Raw genomic sequence first — 24,025 nt, 5'->3', positions numbered from 1 at the left:
AGGTTTTCAGAAAACCATACCGGCTCGCCGGTTGGTTGCTTGTCCGTGGGTTGGCATCCGACATTCCCGTGACTGGGGATTGGAACGGGGATGGTGTGGAAACAGTAGGGATTTTCCGTCAGGGGCAGTTCTTTCTCAGAAACAGCAACACCCCCGGCTTTGCCGATGTGCCGGTGGTGGTCATCGCCGGAACGCAGCCCGGAGACCTGCCTCTGGCGGGCGACTGGGACGGCGACGGACGCGATACGCCAGGTGTTTTCCGGGCAACGGCGCAGAGCGCCCAGTTCTTTTTGAGCAGTGCCAATGCTTCGGGTCCGCTGCCGACGCCAATCAACTACGGGCTGGTCAGTGACCGCCCGGTGGTTGGCAAGTGGCGGTGAGGGGTGTGGAAATGGAGCCTGGAGCTGGCTGGACATCCGCCCCGGCCCGAAGGCCGAGGCTTGCCGCGCAACTGGCCAGAGGTGCCGCCTCTTTCAGGATGCGCCGGCGCAGGAGCTAGTAAAGGCCGCTATCCGTGACAACATCGGCCTTGCGTCCGAGCAACTGCCCGAGTTCAAAGGACAGTGCCACCTGGTCAAGCAGGCTCCGGCCGGGTTCAAATTCAACCAGGAAATCAACATCACTGTCCGGCCGGTCTTCACCGCGCACGGCAGACCCGAACACCCGCACGTTGTGCGCTCCATATTTGGCGCAAAGGCGCAGAATATCTTTCCCACTTCTCTCATGACTACAGGCGCAAGGCCACTTGCGGAAGCCTTTTTATGTGGCTGCTTGTGTAAATGCCAAATCTTACTTCATCAAAGAAGAAAGCAAGCTGTCACTAATAAAGTTAAGAACTACTGGAAGGAAATCCACAAGCTGAGTTTGTAACTCGCTCAGGGCTGTTTTCAAGGGAGTGTAATGCGAAGTACATCAGGTTTGTACTACTGAACTTGGCTAATGCCGTAGGTGAGATACAATTGCGGCAACGATTGCTTTGACTGTCGTGATAGATTAATCTTTATCTAAAGAAGCTAAGTTTTTTTGTGCGCATGCGTTCTTGTTCTTTCCTGAGTTGTTCTTCTGTATAGTAAACTGTTTTTTCTCCTCTTACTGCATAGTCTATAAGTGCAAGGATAATTATGAAAAGTGCTCCTATTACTCCTCCGGCAAGAAAAAATAAAGTGAAGCAAATAGTAAAAAGGACGACATCGCGCGAGTTCCATTGTTTAGGTTTTTTCAGTTGTGCTTCTGTCGGAGTTCGGAAGACAATTTGCCATCCTGAACTTACCAACTCCCTAATGCGCTGATCAAGTAAGGGTGATATGAAGCCTGTGACTTGGGCTACGCTGACAGTCATAGGAAGCGATTGTGCGTTCCGTAAGTCTCTGCCGCAAAACCGGCAGACAATGGCTTCGGCTTTGATGGTTTCCGCACAATATGGACATTTCCTTACGGCTTCATTTTCCTCTGCCTTGTGTGCTGGTTGTAATGGAGTCTCAAATTGCTGCGGAGGAGTAGGATAGGGATCAACCTGAATATCAGTTGCCGGAGATACTGGAGGCTTCAGTCTGGCCAAGCTGTTTTGTGCAATTTCGTTGTCGGGATTGATGGATAGCACATGCTCCAAAATCTTCCGTCTTTCCTCATCTGAGCCAACAACAGTGGTCATCCATAACCAGGCTGTTTCGTTTTGGGGATCGGTTTGCAGTACCTGATTGAGCAGTTGCCCGCCGGTGTTTTTGTCACCGGCTTTGATAGCCGCAATGGCCTGTTCGAGAGTGTCTGACATTGGGCAACCTCCTTCCCAGTTCGATGTTGCCATCAAACTCCCGATGACACGTTTTTTGTAAGTAAGACCGTCCTGTTTGCCTTTAGCCACCTTCCCGGCTATGAAGCCCGGTTCTTCCAATCAGCAGGCGTGCACGGAAGACCGGACGCCCGCTGCTTCTGGAGGAAGGCGCTTCAGCCGCCTTCGATACCCAAAAGCGAAGGTTCAACCAATACTGTGAGCGAAACAGCGTTTATTGTCTTTTGCTTGTTATTCTGGTGTCAAGAGCGGATTTTGCTCAGGCGTCGTTGCGTGCCGTTGTTGACAAAAGCCAACCCGGCAACCAGAGGTCAGCCGTGCCTGTCCGGGCGTGGCGGGAGTCCGTTCGGCTGCCAGCCGTCAGTTGGATTGATTCCTGGATTGATTCGCTGTGATGGCTACTGGTTGACGAAGCGGTACTTGATATCCATGGTCGTCGTGACGGGCTGCCCGTTTTCCTGAGCCGGGGTGAACCGGATGCTCCGCGCGGCGCGCATGGCTTCCTCATCAAGACCACTGCCCAGCCCGGAAACCAGCTCGACGTTGCCAGTCCGCCCATCAGCGCGAAACTCAACTGACCCACGATGCGTCGGTGACATTCTGCCAGTCATCCCGCTTGCCACTCACACGTCATCTCCTGGCTCTGCCTGTGCTGTATTGTCGCCCGCCAGCTCACGTTCAAGCTGGTCGAGTGGCGGCAGGAGAGCCACGATGACCCGCTTGAGTTGGGGAACCTCTTTTTCAACCAAAGTCCAAACCCGTTCCAGGTCCACTCTCTCGTACTGGTGAATCAGTACATCACGCAGTCCCGCCAGCGCGCGCCAGGAAATCTCCGGGTGGGCTACCCGATAGGTCTCGTCCAACCGCTTTACTGCCTCACCGATGACCTCAAAGTTACGGAGCACTGCATCCTGAACCATGTCGTCAGCGAGAAAGCGTGTCTTGCCTTTGACATACTCCCCTGCCTAAAGGCAGGGGATTCTTGTTCTTGGTTCTGCGAGCGCACTTACTTCATCAGGTTGCCCCTCTAAAGCAGCGGTGCATCTCTCCCCAAGCGTTCCCTCTTTCGAGGCAGTTCCCTTTTGCCCAAAGGTACTGTTTTGCCACTCCATTCCCAAGATGCTTAGTCCCTTCTTGAGGATGTTCAAAGCCGCATTCTGGTCTCTGTCTGATTCAAATCCACATTTAGGACAACTATGGGTTCTGGTGGATAGGGTTTTTACTACCCTATGCCCACAGTTACTACAGTCCTGTGTGGTGTACTGCGGCGGTACGCTGACGACTGCCTTGTCCCACACCTTGCCGTAGTAGTCCAGCCACTGGGTGAATTGAGACCAGCCAGCATCATGAATGGATTTGGCAAGATGATGATTTTTGACCAGGTTCTTCACCTGCAAGTCTTCATACGCCACGACATCGTGAGATGCCACCACGCACCGTGCCTGCTTAATTGCCCAGTCTTTACGCTGGCGTTGGACTTTCAGATGCACTTTGCCTAGTCGCTTTCTTTGCTTGTGGTAGTTCTTAGATTGGGATTTTGCCCTCTTCTTGAACTTCCGACTTAATCTGCGCTGGTGTTGCTTTAACCTCCTTTCACTACGCCTCAAAAACTTAGGACACTCTACAGGGTTGCCGTTCTGGTCGGTGTAGAAAGCCTTCAAGCCCAAGTCAATGCCAATAACATTGCCTGTGTATGCTCCCCGCTCTTTGCGCTCCACATCCAAGCAGAACTGGGCATAGTATCCATCTGCCCTGCGTATCACCCGCACCCGATTGATTTTGGATTCAAGAATCAACCGTCTTGCTTCACCATTGCAGTACAGAGCAAACGAGCCAGCATTGAAGCCATCGGTGAACGAGATAGTCATCCCATCCCCTGACAGCTTCCAGCCAGATACCTTGTATTCCACAGAACGGCAATGCTTCTTGAACTTGGGATACCCTTTCTTGACCGCCTTGTTTCTGCAGTTGGTATGGAACCGGGAAATGGAAGCCCAAGCTCGCTCTGCACTTGCCTGCCTTGCCGCTGAGTTTAACTTCCTGGCAAAGTCAAACTCTTTGGCTAAGCCTTTGCAGTGGGCATAGAGAACAGCTTTGTTGACGCTCTTGTTGTCCATCCAGTACCGCACACATTTGTTTCTGACAAACTGTGCGGTACGGATGGCTTCATCCAGAGCCTGATACTGCTCTGCTGTCCCGTTGAGTAGCTTGGCTTCCATGACTCTCATACTGCTATTTTATCACAGGTTTGGCTTGATAAAACAGCGTGCGCCTTATATCCCTGCCCTAAAGTGCAGGGCTTTACGGCGTTTTTTCGGTAAACCGCTCAATCTTCCCGATGCACTCCAGGATATGCGCCAGGTACACTCTGGGGTCTTTGCTCACAATGGACGCGCCTCCTTGAGGATGCGTCGGCGCAGGAGCCAGTAAAGGCCGCTATCCGTGACAACATCGGCCTTGCGTCCGAGCAACTGCCCGAGTTCAAGGGCCAGTGCTATCTGGTCGAGCAGACTCCGGCCGGGTTCAAAGTCAACCAGGAAGTCAACGTCACTGTCCGGCCGGTCTTCACCACGCACAGCAGACCCAAACACCCGCACGTTGTGCGCTCCATATTTGGCACAAAGGCGCAGGATGTCTTCCCGTTTTTCCTGCAGCAACGCGCGTAAGGTCATCGCCCAACCCTCTTCACCCGCGCCACGCATCCGAGCGGTGGACAGATCATCGGGGCCCGGCCAAGCCCTGTGGTGGCTACTGGTTGACGAAGCGGTACTTGATGTCCATGGTCGTCGTGACGGGCTGCCCGTTTTCCTGAGCCGGGGTGAACCGGATGCTCCGCGCGGCGCGCATGGCTTCCTCATCAAGACCACTGCCCAACCCGGAAACCAGCTCGACGTTGCCAATCCGCCCGTCAGCGCGAAACTCAACCCGTACCACCACCACGCCCGTGACGTTCCGCATGGCGGCTTCCCGCGTGTAGCGCGGTTTGTCCTGTGACAACAGCACAACACCCGTACGATTGCCCGCCCCGGCCGATGGCTCCGACGGTTCAGTACGGGACGGCGCAGTACGTGAAGGTTCGGTACGGGAAGGTTGACGCTCCGGTGCCGGTTCCATCCGTGACGCCGCCGGCCGGGATCGGGTTTGCGGAACGTCGGCCTGTGACCCGTTGGCCGCCTGAACCGGCGGCGGTCCATCCGCAGGCGCAGAAGGCGGCGTCGTGGCCGGTGGCGTCGGCTCCGTCCGTACCGGACGCGCCAGATCACTTTCAATCCGCTGGACGGCCGCCGCCGCCAGCGGCCGCAGGTCGGGGTCGTCACCTGTCGTCAGCGCGCGTAGCGCCGGCAGCGCCGGAGCTGCATAGCCGCCCAGTCGTCCCAGCGCGGTGACGGCCGCCTGGCGGACATCACGGCTCTGGTCAGTCGTCAGGCGTACCAGGGGCGTCACGCCGGAAAGTGCGGATGCTCCAAGCGCACCAAGGGCCAGCGCCGCCGCCCGCCGCAGTTCGGCGTCGCTGCTGCGCGTGGCTTCGATGAGGGCTGCGGCCGGTTCGGCCTGCGACGGTTTCAGCAAACCCAGAACGGCCGCTGCCGTGACGCGGTTGGGTTCATCCACATCCCGAACCATGGCCGTCAGGGTCGGAACGGCGGCCAGCCCCGGCGAACCGATGAAAGCCAGCGTCCACATCGCCTGTTCCGCCACACGCGGGTCCTCGTCCCGCAGCGCCTTGACGAGTTCGGCTGCCGCTGGCGCGGCGGCCGGCCCCAGCTTCCGCAGGGTGAGCGCGGCACGCAGCCGGGTTTCCACATCGGCATCCGAAAGCTGTGCCGCCAGTTGCGGCACCGTCAGCCGGTTGCCCGCCGTGTTCCCCGGCGGGGACTGCCCCTGGACGGATGCGCCGGCCAGCATCAGCCAGCCAGCCAGCGTCAGGGCCATAAGACACAACATGGAACTGGAACCGTGCCGGAACTTCACGACCGACATTGCATCCTGGCCCCCGGTGTCACGAGAAAGCCGCCATGAAGGTCTTGAGTGCCTGTGGGTCATTGGACTTGATGCGTCCGGTGAAAAAATCGCCGGCGCCGGGCTGGTATTCGCCGCGCCACATCTGCAGGAACAGGTCAGATGATGTTTTCAACACCACATCGGCCTGATCCGTCACCTTGCCCCTGGTCACGCGGCAAGCCCTGGCATCCAGCGTCACCGTCCATTTCTCGTCATCCAGCGAGAAGTAAAACGTCGTCGGTTTGGTGTAGGCCCCGGGGCGGTATTTCTTCTCAAGGTTGCTGAAAATGGCCGCAATCGGCGAGCTGGGTTTGTCCGGCATGACGCCCTCCCTTGGCATGCATCACCCGCCAATGCAGGACATCGTGCGGCTCGGCGGGATGAAATCGGGTTCGTTGATGCGGTGCCCGGCTTCTTTTTGGGCAACCGCCGTCAGGATGCGCTCAGCCAGTTCCCGCTGCCCGGCCCCGGCCCGCAGCGCATCGCGTAAATCATACTCAACGACCGAAAAAAGGCATGTCCGAAGTTTGCCGTCGGCGGTCAGCCGCAGGCGACTGCACGCGCCACAGAACGGCTCGGTGACAGGGGCAATGATGCCGATTTCACCCGGCGCACCATCGGCGAAACGGTACCGCCGGGCCGTTTCGCTGGGTGACTGTCCGGCGATGGGGATGAGCGGATAGCGCGCCTGAATGCGGTCGCGGACTTCCCGGCCGGGCACGACCAGCGTCGGTTGCCACTCGCCCGGCCCATCGAGCGGCATGTACTCGATGAACCGCAGGCTCACATCCCAGGCGCGGGCAAAGTCGGCAAAGTCTTCGATTTCGCCATCGTTGACGCCACGCATGAGCACGCAGTTGACGCGCACCGGTGTGAGCCGGTAGCGATGCGCCAGCTCGATGGCGCGCAGCACACGGTCCAGCGCCCTGACGCGCGTCAGGCGGTGAAAGGTTTCTTCGCGCAGCGAATCCAGGCTGATGGTGATGCGTTGCAGTCCGGCTTCGGCCAAGGCGGCCGCATACTGCTCGAACCGGTAGCCGTTGGTCGTCAGCGCCAGGTCTTTCACCCCCGGTAACTGGCGCAGGGCGCGCGTCAGCGCCACAACGTCGTCACGCAGCAGCGCCTCGCCTCCGGTGAGACGGATTTTCTCGATCCCCAATCCGACGAACACCCGCGCCAGCGCCAGAATTTCATCCAGGGTGAGCAGTTCTCCGGCGGCTTTCCACGTCACGCCTTCGTCCGGCATGCAGTAGGTACAGCGAAAGTTGCACCGGTCCGTGATTGAAATGCGCAGGTCGCGGATGACGCGCCCGTGGGCATCGCGGAGCAGTGGGTGCAGGTGGACGGTCCGGGGATGGGCGTAGGTCATAGAGGGTAATCCGGCGGCAAAGCCCCGTGGCCGGAAGCCTAGCGGTTTCCCGGCCCGCAGGAAATGATGCCTGCCGTCACCGGCCCATTACCCGTCATCGCGGTAGATGCCGACAAAAAGCCGTCCGTCCGGGTCAATGCTGGCGCGATGCATGCCCGGTGAATTGAAGGGCAGGGCGATGTTGCCCTGCCGGTCAAGGGCAATCGCACCGCCAATGCCGCCCATGGTGACGAGCTTGCGCAGGATGACTTCTTCGGCGGCTTCCTTCAGGGACAAGCCCTTGTAGGCCATCAGGGCGGCAATGTCGTAGGCCACAACCGACCGGATGAAATACTCGCCATGCCCGGTGCAGGAAACGGCGCAGGTCGCGTTGTCGGCATAGGTGCCGGCGCCGATGATGGGCGCGTCCCCGACCCGCCCAAAGCGCTTGTTGCTCATCCCGCCGGTTGAAGTTCCGGCCGCGAGGTTGCCCTGGGCATCGAGCGCCACGGCGCCAACTGTCCCGAACTTGGCTGCTGCCGCCGGTTCAGATGGAAACTGCCGGGCGACTTTCTTGCGCCTGGCTTCCTCGGCCTTGATTTTTTCAAGTTCGCGCCGACCTTCTTCCGTCCCGAAGTACTTTGGCGAAACGAGTGTCAGTCCGCGCTCGGCGGCAAAGGCTTCGGCACCGCTCCCGACCATCAGCACGTGCGGGGAGTGCTCCATCACGGCCCGCGCCGCACGAATGGGGTTTTTGATGCGTTTGACGCCGGCCACGGCCCCGGCCGCCCGGTTGGCCCCGTTCATAATCGAGGCGTCGAGTTCACACGTGCCGGCGCTGGTGAACACGGCCCCCTTGCCGGCGTTGAAGATGCCGGAATCCTCGAGCAGGACGATGGCCGTCACCACAGCATCCAGTGCCGTACCACCGCGCTTCAGGACCTGGTGGCCGGCCGTGACGGTTTCGGTCAGTTTCAGCCGGTACTGCGCTTCGCGTTCCGGCGTCATGGAACCTTTCTCGATGACGCCAGCTCCGCCGTGGATGGCAAAAGCGATCGGTTGTGATGGAGCGCCGCGGACGATTGCCGCCGCCGTTGTGGCAAGAGCCGTGGACAAAAACGCACGGCGTGACCAGATGTGGTTCATAGGGCTTGAACAGTTTGCAAGATCGTTGGTCAAGGTTGCGTAGCCTTATATGACTTGGGCCGGTCTCGCAAGCGCATTCCAGCGTCTGCCCGGACTGGCTGTCCCGAACGCAGAAACATTGACCCTTCCGGCATCCATCCCTAATGTATAGCCAGCCGGAGCACTTGCCCTCACACCTGTTCCGGCGCGACGATAAACGTCCCCGCCCGATGCTTATGGCTCACCATTGTCGCTTCGATTTTCCGCCCGAAAAGTGCTTCGATATGGGGTGCGAGCACTTTTACACCCAGGTGCAGGTACGGTTCGAGACCATATCCGAGCTGCTGCTGCACGTCCCTGTCACCGATCCCGTCCTGCACAGCAGGCTGAGTCAGGAACTTGAAAGCTGTCTGCGCCTGCTCCGGGACTTCCATGTGATGTTTCCAGAGTGCAGTGCCTCGGATTGCCTGACGCACGTTCCGAAACGGGCCGAAACCTCTGTGCCGGCGGGTATGTAGTCAGCTCCTGCACGCCACCGGACGCGGGGAAAGACCTCTGGAGTGATGCAAAAAACCATGACGAGCGTAACGATTGTTTACCACAGTGGCTACGGCCACACGGCTGCGCAGGCGGCCGCTGTTCTCGAAGGCGTCCAAAGTGTGCCGGGGGTTTCGGCGCAGCTTATCCGTGTCGAGGACGTTGAAAACCACTGGGAAACCCTGGATAGGTCGGATGCCATTGTGTTTGGCTCGCCAACCTACATGGGGAGCGTGTCGGGGCCATTCAAAACCTTTATGGATGCCACGTCGCGCCGCTGGCTTCAGCAGGCGTGGAAAGACAAAATTGCCGCCGGGTTTACCAACTCCGGCAGCCTGAGTGGTGACAAACTCAATACGCTCGTGCAGTTGGCCATTTTTGCCGCCCAGCACGGCATGCTGTGGGTTGGACAGGCAGAACTGCCAGCCGGACGCGCTGACGACGCCATCAACCGGATTGGAAGCATGCTTGGCGCGGCCGCCCAATCCGATCACGGCAGCACGGGGCCGTCCGAAGGCGACCTGGCTACGGCAGAACGATTTGGTGCGCGCGTGGCCAAGGCTGCCCAACGCTGGCAACGCGGCGCTACCACCTGAACTGCGGACTGCACTAACCTACTTATTCCTGCCCCCCTGGATGTCCTGGCTGAACAAGCCTGTGTCACTGTGAGGAGCACTCTTTCGATGACTGAATCCCGACGCACATTTCTGAAGGCAACCGCCCTGACGACCGCTGGCTTTGCCCTGGGAAGCACCTTTGAGGCACTGGCTTCTGCGGTGGACGACGACAAGCTCGCTGCCGCCAGCCGTCTGACCGATGCTGAAGGGCAGTTTGTGCTGCCGCCGCTTCCGTACGAGTACAAGGCCCTGGAGCCGGTCATTGATGAAGCGACGGTACGCCTGCACCACGACGTACATCACAAGGCGTATGTTGATGGCGCGAACAAGGCGCTGAAGCAGCTTGCCGCCGCCCGTGCCGAAGGGAACTTCGATCTCGTCAAGCACTGGTCGCGCGAACTGGCCTTTCACGGTTCGGGGCACGTCCTGCACACGCTCTACTGGACGAGCCTGACGCCTGCCACGGGCAGCGAACCCAAAGGTGAGCTGAGCCGCGCCATTGACCGGGATTTTGGCGACCTGGCCAAGCTCAAAGCCCATCTGACCAAGGCGACGGTGGCCGTTGAGGCATCAGGCTGGGGTGTGCTGGCCTACAACGTGCTCGACCGGCGGCTGATGGTGTTGCAGGTGGAGAAGCACCAGGACCTGACCGTGTGGGGAGCAGTTCCGCTGCTGGTCATTGATGTCTGGGAGCACGCCTACTATTTGAAGTATCAGAGCCGCCGCGCCGAGTATGTTGCCGCTGTGTGGGATGCGCTCGACTGGACGGCTGCCGGTCTTCGCTTCGAGGCGGCCCGGAAGGCCGCCTGAATGTGTGCATCGAACGGCGGCCATCGTCTCAGCGGCGGGGATGGTCGATCTTGTCGAGCGCGCCGCCAAATGCGAACTGCCGGACGGTTTCTCCCTGGAAAAACCGGTGCGGGAAGCCCAGCTCGATGGCACTGGCTTCAGTCAGCCGCGCCAGGTGTTCTTCGCTGAGGCTGAAATCCAGACAGGCAAGGTTGTCCTTGAGCTGGGGAAGCGTCCGCGCGCCCAGAATCGGAATGATGGGCTGGGGACGCTGACGCAACCAGTTCAGGGCCACCTGCGCCGGTGAGCGCCCGATGTCCTCGGCAATCGTCATGACGAGTTGCGCCAGTTCCCGGTCGCGCTCCTTGGTGGTTTTGAGGCGTCCGGGGAGGGCATCACCTTCCTTGAGGTTGTTGTATTTGCCCGTCAGGACCCCGCCGCCGAGCGGACTCCAGGCCGTGATGCCAATGTTGAAGTGCGCGGCCATCGGCAGCAGTTCGCGTTCAGGGGTTCGTTCGCGCAGGGAGTATTCGATCTGAAGGCCGACAAAGGGCGTCCAGCCCCGAAGCTGAGCGAGGGTGTTGGCGGAAGCCACAATCCAGGCCGGGGTGTCGGAGATGCCGGCATAGAGCACCTTGCCCTGGCGCACGAGGTCGTCAAAGCCCCGCATGACTTCTTCAATGGGCGTGGTGAAGTCCCAGACGTGCAGCCAGAGCAGGTCAATGTACTCCGTCTGGAGACGGCGCAGGCTGGCTTCGACCGCCTGCATCATATTCTTGCGGTGGTTGCCGGAGGCATTGACTTCACCACAGCCGCTCGTGTCAAGGCTGTACTTGGTCGCAATGACCCACCGTTCGCGTTCGCCCCGGATGAACTCTCCGATGAACGTCTCACTTTCGCCTTTGGTGTAGAAGTTTGCTGTGTCAATGAAGTTTCCACCGGCTTCCGCATAGGCTTCAAGCATCGCGCGGCTTTCGTCCTTCGAGGCTCCGGTTCCCCAGGCTTCGCCGAAGGTCATCGCCCCCAGGCAGAGTTCGGAAACCCGCAGTCCGCTGGCGCCAAGCAGTTTGTATCGCATCATGGGCTTTTCCTCAGTTCAGAGACATCGGCCGCGCCCGACCGTGGACGCCGGGCGTGCCGTCCCTGCTTCATAGACCAAACCGGGCAGGCATGAAATGACCTTTCGCTGAAAAACGGCCCGGCCAAAGGGGCGTTACGTTATAGACTCATGACAGAAACCCGATCCGTTACGGCGCTGCCCTCTGCGGCCCCGTCCGGGTGGACTGTCTTCAAAGGAGATGCCCTCATGCCTGCTGATTACACGGTTCGTAAGGTTTTGGTTGCCACGGATGGCTCCCCGGCGAGCTTTGCCGCCATTTCCGACCTGGTTCACGCCGGATTGCCGCCGGAGGGCGAGGCCGTTGTCCTTTCCATTGCCGACCGGGTGCCGCTGTTTCCACCACGGACCCCGGAGGAAATCCTGTATCTCGAAGACGCCCGTCTGGCCGTGCCGCGCCACTGGGCGCGCAGCGCCGCGGACATTCTCCGCCGCCGCTTTCCGCAGTGGGTCGTGCGCGAGGAAACCCGCGCCGGCGCGCCGGCGCGGGAGATTCTCAACTTTGCCGATGAATGGTCGCCGGATTTGATTGTGCTGGGTTCCCACGGACGCTCGACCCTGGGGCGGCTGTTTTTCGGAAGTGTGTCGCGCAAGGTCATGCTGGAGGCACGCTCGGCCGTACGGATTGGCCGCCGGCTGGAACGTCCTGACAGTGAGCCGCTGCGCATTCTGGTGGGGGTGGATGAAACTCCGGCTTCCGAAGTGGTCGTGGCGGCGCTGTCCGCGCGCCATTTTCCACCCCAGACCCAGGTCAAGCTGGTGACGGCGACCGGCGTCTTTGAGTATTTCAGCAGCGATATTCTGGGGAGCAGCGTGGCCGTGGTGCCGTCCGACACAATTGATGAGTTGCGTCGCACGGCGGCCGAGGCGGCCACTGCGGTACAGGAAAAACTGCTGGCGGCCTATCCCGATTGGAAAGTGACCCTGTCGCGGGAAGTCATCGAGGGCGATCCCAAGAGTGTTTTACTGGACATCGCCGAGAAGTGGCCCGCCGATGCGGTGGTCCTCGGCACGCGCGACCTTTCCGGGGCAGAGCGGTTTTTCATCGGGAGTGTGTCGTCGGCCATCGTCGCCCATGCGCCATGTACGGTCGAAGTCATCCGCCGCCGGGATGAAGCGGACGGCTCAACGCCTTCCTGAGCGGAAGCGTTGGACATGGCTGGAAAAGGCCGCTCGTCGCCGATACAAGGGGTTGTCAGTCCGCGCCGGTTTCGCGCATCATAGGGCAACCCCCATGCTCCAGGTGTGCATGGCCCTGGTTTCCTGGCGGGGTCGCGCCGTCTGGGCTTGTACGGAAGGAGAGTGCGAGCTTGATCATTGCGCAACGGAAAGTCCTCCTGCTCAATGCCTCGTATGAACCGCTCGGTCTGGTCTCGGTGCCACGCGCTCTGCGTATGGTCTGGCAGCGGACGGCCGAGGTCCTCGAAAAGGATGGCGACCGGGTTTTGCGAACGGTGCGGTTTACGTTCGCCTGTCCCTCGGTGGTGCGGTTACACGAGTACGTCAACGTCCGCAAGCGGCGGCGCTCATCGGGTGGGTTGCGGACGAAGATTCTCATCCGTGACCGGTACCGGTGCCAATACTGCAACAAGCGGGGCACGGCCGCTGACCTGACGCTGGACCACATCGTACCCCGGTCACGGGGTGGACAGTCAGTGGCTGAAAACCTTTGCGCCTGCTGCCACGACTGCAACCAGCGCAAGGGCGACCGGACCCCGGATGAGGCCCGCATGCCACTGCTGTCGAATCCGGCCGCCCTGTGGCATGACCTTGACCTGACGGCGCTGCATCACGCCGCGGCCTCCCGTCCGGAGTGGCGTAAGTATCTCTATCTTGACGATGCGGCGGCTGCCTGACAGCGCGCGTCGGACGTATCCGATGCGCGCTGTTTCGTTTTTGCCCATTCGTTGGTGAGGGTTCAACGTGTTGGTACGCACCGGTTCCCGTCTGATATGGCGGGCAAGTCTCGGCTTGGTCTGTTTCAGCCTGTGGAGTGTAACCGGCGGGCTGTGGGGCGGACTGCCGGTATCGGCGCTGGCGCAGTCCGGTGCGGCCACAGCCGGGGCGGAAACGCCGGCGGAGGAGCGTCCGGCACGCCAGACGGCTGCCATGATGCGCCGCCTGCAGCGTCGGCTGGCGGCTTTCAAAGGCAAGGTCTTCTGCTTCGCCAAAAATCTCGATACCGGTGAAACCTTCGGTTACAACCCGGATGCCAGGGTGCGGACGGCAAGCACCATCAAGGTGCCCATCATGGTGGAAGTCTTCGCCCAGGTGGCCGAAGGCAGGCTGCGTTGGGATGACAAGCTGACCGTCGTCCGGCGGCATGAGTATGAAGACGGCGGCGTGCTGTTTGAGCTGACGCCGGGCACCCAGATCACCGTCCGTGATGCCGTGCGGCTGATGATTGTCGTCAGTGACAACATCGCCACCAACATCCTGCTTGACCGGATCACCACGGATGCGGTCAATGACCGCCTGGCAAAGATGGGTTTCGAGCACATCCGTTCCCTGCGCAAGATCGCCGGTGGCGGTGAAAGCACCTTCCGCGAGAGCAACCTCGAAGAAAACAAAAAGTACGGCATCGGCGTCGCGACCCCGCGCGAGATGGTCCGGCTGCTGGAAGGTCTGGAGCGCGGGACGATGGTCAGCCCGGAGGCGTCACGGGAAATGCTGGCCATTATGAAACGCCAGCAGTATCGGGAGGGCATCGGCCGGCGCCTGCGTGGTGTTGAAGTTGCCAACAAGCCGGGCGCGCTGGACCATCTGCGCAGCGACATCGGCATCGTCTATACGAAACACGGACGCATTGCCATGGCCATTACGGTTGAGGACATCCCGGTCGTGGACTATTGCAGCGAAGCCGAAGGCCACCTGCTCATTGCCGACATCGTTGACCTGCTGCTGGAAGGTCTGGCCGCGCCGGCTTCGCCTGCAGAACGGCGCGCCGAGCGCAAACCGCCCTCCCGCTGATGCCTGCTGCTGAGTCAGCCCACAACACGCCGTCTATTCTTGCCCTGAGTCCGAAGGTGGCAGCGTCTGCCAGCCAAGGAAAAAATAGCGTGGCCGGCTTTGCCGTCCTATAATGGAGGCGTTACCAGGTTCAAGACAGCCCACTGGAGGGGACGCGGAACACAACGCCTGCACAGCCAGGAATTTCCGGTCTTCAAGCGGTGCGGATGTCAACTCAGGAGCTTTTTCGTCAACAATGAAACTTGACTTTACTGTACGGCACTTCACCCTGACGCCTGCCATCAAGAAGTTTGCCCGCGAGCAAACCAAGAAAGTTGCCAAACTGCTCGATGACCGGGACCATATCCGCCTGCATCTCACGATGGCCATCGAGAAACACCGTAACCTGGCGGAACTCGTGCTGACCATGGGCGAGCAGGTCCTGACTGGCAAGGCCACGACCGACGACATGTACCAATCCATCACCCAGGCGACGGAAAAGCTGGCCCGCCAGGTCAACAAGCTCAAGGAAAAGGTCGAGACCAAACGGAAGACCCGTGCCAGCGTCAAGGAAGTCACGGCAGCCGCTGAAGCGGCCCGTTCGGAAGCCGAGGTCACGGCAGACGAAGCTGCGCCAGAGGCCACGAAAAAACCACGCATCATTCCGACGCGCCGCTATGCCATCAAACCCATGACGCCGGATGACGCAGCGGCCAGTCTGTCGCCGAAGGACCAGTTCGTTGTTTTCCGCAACATGGTCACCGATCGCGTTGGTGTGCTCTACCGTCGCCCGGATGGCAATTTCGGCCTCATTGAACCGTAAGACCTGCGCCTGAAAGCGTGTCCGGCCGGACGCAAAGCTCCCAGCTCCGTGTTGCACTTGGAAAAGCTGCGCGCAGGAAAAAAGCCCGACGTGGCTGTGCCACGTCGGGCGACATCCGGCCTCTCACCTCCGGCCCATCAACTGTGGCTCTGGTCAGAGGGTGGCGGGCTTGGAATCTGGTTTCCTGAGTCCCGATGATCGCAACAGATCGCGCAGGTACAGCTCGCAGACCGGTTCCTGCCGGAAATGCGAACCCAGAAGCTGGCGCAGCCGCTGGATGGCTTCGTAGCGTCCGATGCCGGTGCTCGCTTCGTAGCGTTCCCAGAAGTCTTCCCACCAGTCTGTTGGCTGCACCTTGGCGCCCTCGTACTCCGTGACCCGTCCGGTCTTGCCGCCGGTCACAAGGCTGCCGGCATCTTCGCTCTGGACGTAGATGCGCTCGATGTTGGCCTTGATAGCCGCAATGTCGGCTTCCGTGGCAACGCCGTTCGAGGTCGCTTTGTAAAACTGAACCGTGACGCGCACCGGGAAGCGTTCATCGCGTTCGATGGCGAGGTTGTCAATCTCGGTGAAGCGCCCTTCCAGCTTGCCGTGTCCGATCACGGCATCTTCAATATCGCTCCCAAAACTGGGGAGGGGATAGGCTGCCTGGCAAGGGGGAATCATCTCCTCAAAACCGATCTTAGCCCTGGGTGCCGGAGGAGGCTGTTGTTTGAGGGGCACCTGGATGAGCAGCACCAGGTTGAGTCCCGAAGTCTGACCGGGCGCGCCCGGCGTCGGCGAAGTCTGGTCGCCCCCCTTCGCCACAAAGTCACTCTCCCGTTCGCCCGTCAGACTTGCCCGCTGCCCGTTGGCATTGAAAAACAACCGCTGCCCCCACACACTGCCGCTGCGAAACGCATCCCGTTCATTATCAATCACCGTGACGCTCGTCCCCTCCCGCGTCGCCAGAATCGTCAGCACCGCCGGGTCGCCTTTCTTGGATTGGTAGTTGAACAACACGGGATTGAACGTCGCCTTGCCGCTTTTGGGAATCGGCAGAAAACACGCCTGGGCGCTGACGAGCACCCGGGTGTCGCGCGGAGCCAGCAGGCTGCGCTTTTTGCTGCACTCCGAAAAGTCAAGCCACGAGTCACGCCAAGAGTCCGGATTGGTCAGGTAAGGAAGCGGATCGGCAAGAAAGTCATACAGCGAGACGCGCCGCAGGGATTGCCCCTGGTGGTTGCCCACGAGCAGGGTGAAGTCGCGCGGGTCGAGGTCGCAGGTGAGGTCGCGGAAGTTGGGGTAGCGGATGACCGGCATGCAGGTGACTTCAAGGCTCCCTGTAGCCGGGTCTTCGAGGCCGACCTGGATGGTCATGTCGCTGATGTTGGGGCCGACGGCGGAGTTTTTGTAGCGTCCGGTGTCTTCCCAGGTGAGGTTGACGATGTCGAGGCCGTATTTCTGGACAAGGGCACGGGTGTGGGTATTGCGCACCATATCGGCTGTAGCGGCGATGGTGCGCTGGTACTCCGCCGCTTCCTTCGGGGAAAGTTTCGGTGCCGGGGCCGATGTTGCTGGATTTTTGGATGGCTTGCTTTTGGGCCTGACATTGTCCTCCAGGTGGGTTGCGTGTGGGGCACATGGCGGCGGATGAATTCCGTCACCGGTTGGTTTGGGCAAAAACGCGCGCGTCAGGTCAGGCCAACCGCCAGAGATGGACGCCCACGGAGCTATGGCCTAACCGAAAGAGGCTTACTGCTGGCGTCTCTTACAATGCGTCATAAAACGCAGCACAACGCGCATAACCGTGACACGCGAACATGATACGTGACCGTGTCAATCCCTGAAGAAGTGGAGTTCAGCCTTACTTTGCCTTTTATGCAGCAACGACAGTGGCTCGGCATCATGTGCGTCATCGCGGCTGCGGCACTCTGGAGTCTCGGCGGCGTCGGCATCAAGTCAGCCCACGCCGATGCGTTTGCCATCGCCGGTGTGCGGAGTTTCTTTGCCCTCTTCGTGCTGGCCGCGGCGCTGCTCTGGCAGCAGGCATCCCACCAAGGCAATCTGCTCCAGACGACGCTCGCGCGGCGCTACGTGTGGTGGGGTGCGGCCAGCTATGCGTTGACCATGATTGCCTTTACCTGGGCCAACAAGCTCACCACGGCGGCCAATGCCATTTTGCTGCAATACACCGCGCCCATTTTTGTTGCCGTACTGGCGCGGCCGCTGCTCGGTGAACCCATCCATCGCCGCGACCGCTGGTCCATCGGCGGCTGTTTCTTTGGCATGGCGTGGTTTTTTCTGGACCGGCTCAGTCCGTCCGGGATGTTCGGCAACCTGCTGGCCATTGTCTCCGGGATCGGCTTTGCCGGGATTGCCATCTGCCTGCGGGCTGATGCCCGCACCCAGCCGCCGACCGGCGGCACGCCGCCCTCAAGTCTCGTCTTGATTGCCCTGGGCAATGCCCTGACGGCCCTGTGCTGCGCTCCGGCTATTGTGGCTTCGCTTCCGTTGCCAGTCACCACCCTCTGGCTGCTCGCCGGTTTGGGAATACTTCAGATTGGCGTGGCTTACGTCCTGTTCGCCATCGGGGTCAATCGCGTCTCGGCGCTGGAAAGCACCCTGCTGGCGATGCTGGAGCCAATCCTGAATCCTATCTGGGTCGCCTTGGCCACCGGTGAACGGCCGTCCGCCATGGCGCTCATTGGCGGGGCCATCGTGGTTGGCGTCATTGTCTGGCGTCAGCTTGGAAAAACCGCAAACACTTGAGAGCACAAAAACGCCCGACGTGGTGGCCACGTCGGGCAATGGCCGGTTTGGCCTTAGCTGGCTGGCTTGCGGTGTGGGTGCTTCCTGCCTGCTGAGCGCAGCAGATCGCGCAGGTAGAGTTCACAGACCGGTTGCTGCCGGAAGTTCGTTCCCAACAGCTCGCGCAGCCGCCGGATGGCTTCGTAGCGTGAAATGCCGGTGCTCGCTTCGTAGCGTTCCCAGAAGTCTTCCCACCAGTCCGTCGGCTGTACCTTGACGCCCTCATATTCCGTCACCCGCCCGGTTTCGCCACCGGTGACGAGGCTGCCCACATCGGTGCTCTGGGCGTAGATGCGCTCGATGTTGGCCTTGATAGCCGCAATGTCGGCTTCCGTGGCGACGCCGTTCGAGGTCGCTTTGTAAAACTGAACCGTGACGCGCACCGGGAAGCGCTCATCGCGTTCGATGGCGAGGTTATCAATCTCGGTAAAGGGCCCTTCCAGATCGCCGTGTCCGATGATGGCATTTTCGATGTCGCTGGCGCGCGGGGCGGGCATGCCTGCTGCCTTTGACTCGTAGGCAATGCCCGGAACCATTGGAGGCTTGCTTCGGGGAAGTGGCCGCTGTTTGAGGGGCACCTGGATAAGCAGCACCAGGTTGAGTCCTGAAGTCTGACCCGGCGCGCCCGGCGTCGGCGATGTCCGATCGCCCCCCTTCGCCACAAAGTCACTCTCCCGTTCGCCCGTCAGACTTGCCCGCTGCCCATTGGCATTGAAAAACAACCGCTGCCCCCAGATGCTGCCGTTGCGAAACGCATCCCGTTCATTATCAATCACCGTGACGCTCGTCCCTTCCCGTGTGGCCAGAATCGTCAGCACCGCCGGGTCGCCTTTCCGGGACTGGTAGTTGAACAGCACAGGGTTGAACGTCGCCTTGCCGCTTTTGGGAATTGGCAGAAAACACGCCTGGGCGCTGACGAGCACCTTGCTGTCGCGCGGAACCAGCAGGCTGTGCTTTTCGCCACGCCACGAAGCCGGGTTGGTCAGATACGAACGCGGATGGGCAAGAAAGTCATACAGCGAGATGCGCCGCAGGGGTTGCCCGTGGTGATTGCCCACGAGCAGGGTGAAGTCGCTGGGGTCGAGGTCGCAGGTGAGGTCCCGGAAGTTGGGGTAGCGGATGACCGGCATGCAGGTGACTTGGAACTGTCTTGTAGTGGGGTCTTCAAAGCCGACCTGGATGGTCATGTCGCTGATGTTGGGGCCGACGGCGGAGTTTTTGTAGCGTCCGGTGTCTTCCCAGGTGAGGTTGACGATGTCGAGGCCGTATTTTTGGGCCAGGGCAATGGCTTGGGCGTCCTGCACCATGCCGGCTGTGGCGGCAATGGCGCGCTGGTACTCCGCCGCTTCCTTCGGGGAAAGTTTCCGTCCCGGATCGGAAGCCGGTCGCGGAGCGGGCTGGGGCTGGGGTTCCGGTGGAAGGGCTTCGGCTTCAGGGGGCTGGGGGGTGGTGATGGGCACAGGAGTTGGTGAGGTGCGTTCCAGGTATCCGGCCACGGCTGCCGTGCCGATGGTGAGTCCGGCCAGGACAAGTGAAAACAGGCGCGTCATATTGGGCTGACCTCCACGAAGTTGGGTGATATGCGGCGCTGTGGACGTATCACACGCCCAAAGGTTCCCAACCCAACGTCCTTGGTGTCAGCTTCCTGTGAGTAGACGGCTGCCCGGCCATTCTCCGGCTCAGGCAGGGAAAACGTTTCGAGGGAATGGTTCAGAACTCGATGCCAATCTGCGCCACGACCCGCCGGGTGGTGAAGGGATGCTTGACTTCGCGCATTTCCGTCACCAGGTCGGCCATCTCGATGATTTCGGGCGGCGCATCCCGTCCGGTCAGAATGACGTGCATGTGCGGCGGACGGTTCTGGATGGCTTCGATGACTTCGGCAGTGGTGAGCCAGCCGAAGGTGAAGGCGTAGGTGATTTCGTCCAGTGCTACGATGTCGTATTCCGGCGACTGGAGTTTGGCCTTGCAGATTTCCCAGGCGCGGCGGGCCGTCTGCCGGTCGCGTTCGGGGTCATTGGTGTCCCAGGTGAAGCCGTCGCCAAGCGGCAGAATTTCAAAACCCAGCTTTTGGGCGCTCTGAATCTCGCCATAGACGCCAAACCGTGGGTCTTCGGTCGTCTTGATGAATTGCAGCATGATGACCTTGAAGCCGTGGGCGACGGCGCGCATCAGGGTTCCCAGTGCGGCTGTGGTTTTTCCTTTGCCGTGACCGGTGTTGACGATGACGAGGGGAACGCGCTTGCGCTTTGCCGCGCGCGCTTCTGGGGTGGGTGTGTCCGATGGGGTCATACGGTGGTGTGTGCCGGAGGGGTGGATTCAGGAAAAATGGGGGTGGGGCGTCCGTCGTCGCTCATCGCCACATATACCACATCAGCTTCAGTCACGCGCACGACGGTGTTCGGTTCACGCATCCGCTCGGCATCCACCGTGACACGTATGGTGATGGATGTGCGCCCAATCTTTTCAACCTGGGCGTAGAAGCTCACGGTGTCGCCCACGTACACCGGCGCGACAAAGACCACTTCGCGCATGGCGACGGTGACGTACCGATGCACAGCAATGCGGCGGGCTTCGATGGCGCCGGCGAGGTCAATGTAACTCAGAATGACGCCACCGAAAATCGTACCCAGCGCGTTGGTGTCGCGGGGCAGCATGGTTGTCCGAATGGCCGGGGTCGGCGGAAGGGTTCGTTCGGGCATGGGTTGCAAGCCACCGGGAAAAGTGGGGAGACGCGCCGCAAGCTAGGCCATTCATTGAAACCCGGTCAACGGTTGGTTAGCATCGGCTCCCCTATGCGCTTTTTTCATTCACTGCTTGTGCTGTGGTTGACAGGATGTGTGGTGGGCCTCTGGCTGCCGGTGCTGGGGCAGGACCGCTACCTGGCCGATTTGACGAGTCCCGACCGGCGCACACGCCAGCGCGCCGCCGTGGCACTGGGCGACCGCCGGTTGCAGGCGGCCGTGCCGGCGTTGCTGGAGGTCCTCAGGAACGATCTTGACCCACAGGTGCGGGCCGAAGCCGCCGTGGCGCTGGGGAAAATCAAGGACCCACAGACGCTTCCACCGCTCATCGAGGCCCTGCGCGGGCCGGACGCCGACGTACGGCGGGCCGTACTGCGCGCCCTGCTGCTGTTTTACATCGAGGAAGACATCGAGTTTGTCTTCGCGCGCCGGCGCGGATTGGACCGGTTCAATCCCTTTCTGGAAACTGACGATCTGACCATGGTTCTGCCGGGTACGGAGGTTGCTCCGGCTGTCCTGCAGGCCTTGGCTGACGCCATGCGCGATGACGCCCGGGTGGACAACCGGCGGGTGGCCGTGCGGGCGCTGGGCGTTTTGCGGGGCGAGAGCATGGTGAGCGCCATGGTCGAGGCGCTGGGCGATGCCGACCTGCGTGAGGACATTTTCCGCGTACTGGCAAAGTTTGGACGTCCTGAATATGGCCTGCACGTTTTGCCCTATCTGGATGACCCGGATGCCAACGTGCGCCGGCAGGCTGTCGAGACGCTGGGGCGGCTGCGGACCCGTGAGGCGGTGACGCCGCTGATGGCGCGCTACCGTGCTGCCCGGCCCGGACGGGATGCCGACCAGCAGACGCGGATTCTCGCGGCCCTGGCGCGCATTGGCGATCCGATGAGCGAGTCTGTTTTCAGGGAAAACCTCGACCATCCAAGTGCGGAGCGCCGCCGCTTTGCCGCCGAAGGGCTGGGACGCTGTGAGGCTACGGCCTACGTGGATGAGCTTTCCAACCGCCGTCTCGCCGAGAAGGACGAACGGGTACGGCTGGCGCAGGCGTTTGCGCTCTACCGGCTGGGACGCCGGGAGTTTCTGCAGGATGTGATAAGGCAGCTTGACTCACGCCGGTATGGGGAGCAGGCCGAAAGCTACCTGCTTTCACTGACGCGGACGGCCGATCTGCATCCCTACCTGCGCATAGCCGGACCACGTGGCACAGAGCGGATGCTGCGCGCGCTGGGACAGGTAGGGACACGCGATGATCTTCCGGCGTTGCGTCCATTCCTCAGCGACCGTGACCGCCGGATTGTCAATGCTGCCAACCGTGCCATCCGGCAGATTGAGACCCGTGCCGGTGCTGTTCGTGACTAGTGGCCAGTGGCTGGTGATTGGATGTGGTGAGACGGCGGCCAGTCCGGGTGCTTTTGGTTTTCGGGTTGCGGACGAAAACGACTTGGGCTATAAACACCGGCTTTTGAAGCTGCGCGGGAAGCGAGGTGAGATGTCATGGCCAAGGTTTGTCAAGTGACCGGAAAGCGCCCGATGTCGGGCCACAACGTATCGCACGCGAACAACCGCACGAAGCGGCGTTTTCTGCCCAACCTGCAACGGCAGCGGTTCTGGGTGCCGAGTGAAAACCGGTGGGTACGGCTGCGTCTTTCGGCGCGCGCCATCAAAACCATCAACCGGTATGGGATTGAGTACGTCCTGAAGAAAATGCGGGAAGAGGGCAGGAAAATCTGAAGCAGGAAAAGCTCAGCTTGCGAAGGGCTTTCCAGCCGCCTTTTCTGCTTGAAACATCGAGACCGCTGCGTTAGGCGTTATTCCCTTGCGCAGCGGTTTTTTGCATCATACGAAACCTTGCCACCGTCAACAGCCGGTCAGACGCCAACGTTGACCAGTACCGTCTTCACGAAGATGCCGGGGGCAAAGGTCTGGGAATTGCCCGAGGCCGCCACATAACCGGCCGGGCGGCGGACCTTCAACCGGGTCAAAAGTGCAGGTCTCGCCGTGTAGCACCAGTGATGCAGGGAGTTCCCGTAGGGCGGGTTGACTGATGAGGCGATCAATGACGGTCTTGCCCATTACGCGGCCCCGCGCGGTTTCGCGGCCTTCGCCACGTCCACGATGGCGTTGAGCGCCTGGCCGATTTCGGCATCGATCGCCTCTGCCGGCACAAAGGCTGCCAGCACGTGGTAATCCGTCTTGCGCATCAGATTGGGCAAATTCAGCTTTGCGTAAAAGTGCCTGAAGAGCGGATCGAGGAAATCATCGCTCGCCTTGACATCTCCGCCCCAAGGGTCTTTACCCAACGTCTGCAGGGACTCTTCCACCTGCTGGATCGCCTCTTCCATGGCATCCCGCCACTGCATGCCGAAGAGTTCTCCTTCCTGTTGGCGCCCCTCCGCTTCGGCATAGGCCAGAAGCGTCGTTTGTCCTTGGTCCACGCCCTCGACGGTGATCTCGATGCGCACGTTCTGTGTGCGGGGCTTGCCTTCCGCGCGGCTGCTCTCGCGGACGCGCAGATCGCGCCAGAGCAGATTGGCCACGGGCACCGGCACGGTGACGAGGTCGCGGCGGTTGATCGTCACGCCCGGCCGTTTTTCGGGCACCACGCCGCCGCCGCGCTTTTCCAACCAGCGCTTCGTGCCGACGTCCCACAAGGCAAGTGCCTGCAAGGCCGAGGTCTTGCCGGCGTTGTTCGGGCCGATGAACACTACGCGCTCGCCCAGTTCGATCTCGACGTTTTCAAAGAGCTTGAAGTTGCGGATGGTAAGCCTGGTAAGCACGACCTATTCCGACCCGATTATCTTCAGGCTCTCAATACCGCAGTCGTCCACGATCCTGACGGCGATGCGTTGGTGTTCCACCATCTCAAACGGTAACGACACGGTGCCCCGGTAGGACTCGATCAACTCCTCGTCGGTCTCGGCTTTCAGGTGCTTCGCGAGCTTCGCCCATCCTCTCAGGCGACTTCCGGCACGGACTCGAACAACAACCGCCGGAGATCGGTTTCCGGCGCCCGCTTCGACAGGTACAGCATCTCGATTCCCACGACACGGTCCTGATCGTCATAGTCCACGATGATGCCGGGCGAGGCCTCCTCCGTACGACTTGCCGGCGCCTCACCCAAGGTCAGGTACAGAGCGTCAGCTTGCTCATCAATCTTCAGTTTCATCGTTTCGTCGCGTCAGCACTTCGTTTTTCCAACCGCAGCCGAACACAGGCGACTGCTCGGATGCCAGGGATCAGTAATGATGAGCCGTGTACCGTACCGTTTGGCCTTGTATTCCATCTGCACGCGGAACATCCCAAAGCCCATACCCAGCCACGAGCCACTGGTTACCAGCCACCAGCCATACAGCATGCAGTCGCGCCCCGAAGCGGCGTCGGCTTGGAAG

At 60.7% G+C, this 24,025-nt stretch carries 28 protein-coding genes and 1 pseudogene; 10 read left to right on the top strand and 19 right to left on the bottom strand.

Translation table 11 applies throughout. The features are described 5' to 3' along the window. Window positions 1-95 precede the first annotated feature (95 nt). On the top strand, window positions 96-380 hold the full coding sequence (locus J8C05_RS12760; protein ID WP_211423898.1) for a hypothetical protein: 285 nt from the start codon (window positions 96-98) through the stop codon (window positions 378-380). Window positions 381-495: 115 nt separating this feature from the next. Here J8C05_RS12760 and J8C05_RS12755 read toward each other — a convergent pair whose 3' ends face one another. The 11 genes and pseudogenes from J8C05_RS12755 to J8C05_RS12705 all read right to left on the bottom strand — a co-directional run bounded on the left by J8C05_RS12755 (window position 496) and on the right by J8C05_RS12705 (window position 8,698). Next, on the bottom strand, window positions 496-702 hold the full coding sequence (locus tag J8C05_RS12755; protein ID WP_459543874.1) for a nucleotidyltransferase family protein: 207 nt from the start codon (window positions 700-702) through the stop codon (window positions 496-498). A 298-nt stretch (window positions 703-1,000) separates the two neighbouring features. Beyond that, window positions 1,001-1,771: a hypothetical protein gene (locus tag J8C05_RS12750; protein WP_211424043.1), complete on the bottom strand. Its 771-nt coding sequence runs from the start codon at window positions 1,769-1,771 to the stop codon at window positions 1,001-1,003. A 416-nt stretch (window positions 1,772-2,187) separates the two neighbouring features. After that, window positions 2,188-2,388: an energy transducer TonB gene (locus J8C05_RS12745; protein WP_211423897.1), complete on the bottom strand. Its 201-nt coding sequence runs from the start codon at window positions 2,386-2,388 to the stop codon at window positions 2,188-2,190. A gap of 24 nt (window positions 2,389-2,412) precedes the next feature. Continuing rightward, window positions 2,413-2,724 (bottom strand): annotated as a pseudogene (locus J8C05_RS12740) (HepT-like ribonuclease domain-containing protein); the annotation flags it as partial. 30 nt (window positions 2,725-2,754) lie between these two features. Further along, window positions 2,755-4,008, bottom strand: a complete 1,254-nt coding sequence (locus tag J8C05_RS12735) for an RNA-guided endonuclease InsQ/TnpB family protein (protein WP_459543864.1) — start codon at window positions 4,006-4,008, stop codon at window positions 2,755-2,757. Between the two features lie 162 nt (window positions 4,009-4,170). Next, window positions 4,171-4,461: a nucleotidyltransferase family protein gene (locus J8C05_RS12730; protein WP_211423894.1), complete on the bottom strand. Its 291-nt coding sequence runs from the start codon at window positions 4,459-4,461 to the stop codon at window positions 4,171-4,173. A 76-nt stretch (window positions 4,462-4,537) separates the two neighbouring features. Continuing rightward, window positions 4,538-5,734 (bottom strand): TonB family protein, encoded by a 1,197-nt coding sequence (locus tag J8C05_RS12725; protein ID WP_211423893.1) that lies wholly within the window; start codon window positions 5,732-5,734, stop codon window positions 4,538-4,540. Window positions 5,735-5,789: 55 nt separating this feature from the next. Beyond that, a complete protein-coding gene (locus J8C05_RS12720) occupies window positions 5,790-6,113 on the bottom strand; it encodes an SCP2 sterol-binding domain-containing protein (protein ID WP_211423892.1) in 324 nt (107 codons plus the stop codon). A gap of 21 nt (window positions 6,114-6,134) precedes the next feature. Then, window positions 6,135-7,160: a GTP 3',8-cyclase MoaA gene (gene moaA / locus J8C05_RS12715; protein ID WP_211423891.1), complete on the bottom strand. Its 1,026-nt coding sequence runs from the start codon at window positions 7,158-7,160 to the stop codon at window positions 6,135-6,137. A gap of 87 nt (window positions 7,161-7,247) precedes the next feature. Then, on the bottom strand, window positions 7,248-8,285 hold the full coding sequence (locus J8C05_RS12710) for an isoaspartyl peptidase/L-asparaginase family protein (protein ID WP_211423890.1): 1,038 nt from the start codon (window positions 8,283-8,285) through the stop codon (window positions 7,248-7,250). Between the two features lie 170 nt (window positions 8,286-8,455). After that, on the bottom strand, window positions 8,456-8,698 hold the full coding sequence (locus tag J8C05_RS12705; RefSeq protein WP_014101176.1) for a hypothetical protein: 243 nt from the start codon (window positions 8,696-8,698) through the stop codon (window positions 8,456-8,458). Between the two features lie 141 nt (window positions 8,699-8,839). Here J8C05_RS12705 and J8C05_RS12700 point away from each other — a divergent pair, with 141 nt between their 5' ends. Both J8C05_RS12700 and J8C05_RS12695 read left to right on the top strand, forming a co-directional pair. After that, window positions 8,840-9,397 carry a flavodoxin family protein gene (locus J8C05_RS12700; protein ID WP_211423889.1) on the top strand — a complete coding sequence of 186 codons (558 nt, stop codon included), beginning with the start codon at window positions 8,840-8,842 and terminating at the stop codon, window positions 9,395-9,397. 87 nt (window positions 9,398-9,484) lie between these two features. Beyond that, on the top strand, window positions 9,485-10,228 hold the full coding sequence (locus tag J8C05_RS12695) for a superoxide dismutase (RefSeq protein ID WP_211423888.1): 744 nt from the start codon (window positions 9,485-9,487) through the stop codon (window positions 10,226-10,228). Window positions 10,229-10,256: 28 nt separating this feature from the next. Here the strand turns inward: J8C05_RS12695 and J8C05_RS12690 are convergent, their stop codons facing one another. Continuing rightward, window positions 10,257-11,288: an aldo/keto reductase gene (locus tag J8C05_RS12690; protein ID WP_459543863.1), complete on the bottom strand. Its 1,032-nt coding sequence runs from the start codon at window positions 11,286-11,288 to the stop codon at window positions 10,257-10,259. A gap of 225 nt (window positions 11,289-11,513) precedes the next feature. Between J8C05_RS12690 and J8C05_RS12685 the strand changes: the two genes are divergently transcribed. From J8C05_RS12685 to hpf, 4 genes are all read left to right on the top strand, one after another. Further along, entirely contained in the window at window positions 11,514-12,464 is a 951-nt protein-coding gene (locus J8C05_RS12685; protein ID WP_211423887.1) for a universal stress protein, read from the top strand. A 170-nt stretch (window positions 12,465-12,634) separates the two neighbouring features. Continuing rightward, window positions 12,635-13,180 carry an HNH endonuclease gene (locus tag J8C05_RS12680; protein WP_058868425.1) on the top strand — a complete coding sequence of 182 codons (546 nt, stop codon included), beginning with the start codon at window positions 12,635-12,637 and terminating at the stop codon, window positions 13,178-13,180. Window positions 13,181-13,295: 115 nt separating this feature from the next. Continuing rightward, window positions 13,296-14,294, top strand: a complete 999-nt coding sequence (locus tag J8C05_RS12675; RefSeq protein ID WP_211423886.1) for a serine hydrolase — start codon at window positions 13,296-13,298, stop codon at window positions 14,292-14,294. Window positions 14,295-14,529: 235 nt separating this feature from the next. Next, entirely contained in the window at window positions 14,530-15,096 is a 567-nt protein-coding gene (hpf, locus tag J8C05_RS12670) for a ribosome hibernation-promoting factor, HPF/YfiA family (RefSeq protein ID WP_058868423.1), read from the top strand. 153 nt (window positions 15,097-15,249) lie between these two features. On the opposite strand, the gene J8C05_RS12665 is transcribed toward hpf, so the two are convergent. Then, window positions 15,250-16,575, bottom strand: a complete 1,326-nt coding sequence (locus J8C05_RS12665) for a hypothetical protein (protein WP_246840805.1) — start codon at window positions 16,573-16,575, stop codon at window positions 15,250-15,252. 381 nt (window positions 16,576-16,956) lie between these two features. Between J8C05_RS12665 and J8C05_RS12660 the strand changes: the two genes are divergently transcribed. After that, window positions 16,957-17,847, top strand: coding sequence for a DMT family transporter (locus tag J8C05_RS12660; RefSeq protein ID WP_211423885.1), 891 nt, complete (start codon window positions 16,957-16,959; stop codon window positions 17,845-17,847). A 53-nt stretch (window positions 17,848-17,900) separates the two neighbouring features. Here the strand turns inward: J8C05_RS12660 and J8C05_RS12655 are convergent, their stop codons facing one another. The 3 genes from J8C05_RS12655 to J8C05_RS12645 all read right to left on the bottom strand — a co-directional run bounded on the left by J8C05_RS12655 (window position 17,901) and on the right by J8C05_RS12645 (window position 20,588). Then, a complete protein-coding gene (locus tag J8C05_RS12655; protein ID WP_211423884.1) occupies window positions 17,901-19,436 on the bottom strand; it encodes a hypothetical protein in 1,536 nt (511 codons plus the stop codon). A gap of 160 nt (window positions 19,437-19,596) precedes the next feature. Continuing rightward, on the bottom strand, window positions 19,597-20,178 hold the full coding sequence (cobO, locus tag J8C05_RS12650; protein ID WP_058868419.1) for a cob(I)yrinic acid a,c-diamide adenosyltransferase: 582 nt from the start codon (window positions 20,176-20,178) through the stop codon (window positions 19,597-19,599). After that, entirely contained in the window at window positions 20,175-20,588 is a 414-nt protein-coding gene (locus J8C05_RS12645; RefSeq protein ID WP_014101164.1) for an acyl-CoA thioesterase, read from the bottom strand. Before J8C05_RS12645 ends, cobO begins: the two co-directional genes overlap by 4 nt. 93 nt (window positions 20,589-20,681) lie before the next feature. On the opposite strand from J8C05_RS12645, the gene J8C05_RS12640 reads away from it, so the two are divergent. After that, the gene (locus J8C05_RS12640; protein ID WP_211423883.1) at window positions 20,682-21,995 is read left to right on the top strand and encodes a HEAT repeat domain-containing protein; all 1,314 of its coding nucleotides are present in this window, start codon (window positions 20,682-20,684) and stop codon (window positions 21,993-21,995) included. 135 nt (window positions 21,996-22,130) lie between these two features. Then, window positions 22,131-22,367 carry a 50S ribosomal protein L28 gene (gene rpmB / locus J8C05_RS12635; protein ID WP_041569990.1) on the top strand — a complete coding sequence of 79 codons (237 nt, stop codon included), beginning with the start codon at window positions 22,131-22,133 and terminating at the stop codon, window positions 22,365-22,367. Between the two features lie 341 nt (window positions 22,368-22,708). On the opposite strand, the gene J8C05_RS12630 is transcribed toward rpmB, so the two are convergent. The 3 genes from J8C05_RS12630 to J8C05_RS15790 form a co-directional block, all read right to left on the bottom strand. Continuing rightward, a complete protein-coding gene (locus J8C05_RS12630; RefSeq protein ID WP_211423882.1) occupies window positions 22,709-23,413 on the bottom strand; it encodes an AAA family ATPase in 705 nt (234 codons plus the stop codon). A gap of 176 nt (window positions 23,414-23,589) precedes the next feature. Beyond that, window positions 23,590-23,802 (bottom strand): DUF2283 domain-containing protein, encoded by a 213-nt coding sequence (locus J8C05_RS12625; RefSeq protein ID WP_211423881.1) that lies wholly within the window; start codon window positions 23,800-23,802, stop codon window positions 23,590-23,592. Between the two features lie 12 nt (window positions 23,803-23,814). Continuing rightward, window positions 23,815-23,919, bottom strand: a complete 105-nt coding sequence (locus J8C05_RS15790) for a zinc ribbon domain-containing protein (protein WP_459543873.1) — start codon at window positions 23,917-23,919, stop codon at window positions 23,815-23,817. Window positions 23,920-24,025: the final 106 nt, after the last annotated feature.

It is taken from the genome of Chloracidobacterium sp. N, from assembly GCF_018304765.1.
Taxonomy (GTDB): Bacteria; Acidobacteriota; Blastocatellia; order Chloracidobacteriales; family Chloracidobacteriaceae; genus Chloracidobacterium; species Chloracidobacterium aggregatum.
Note: the sequence above shows the minus strand (reverse complement) of the source record. Positions and strands in the feature narration are given on the sequence as shown.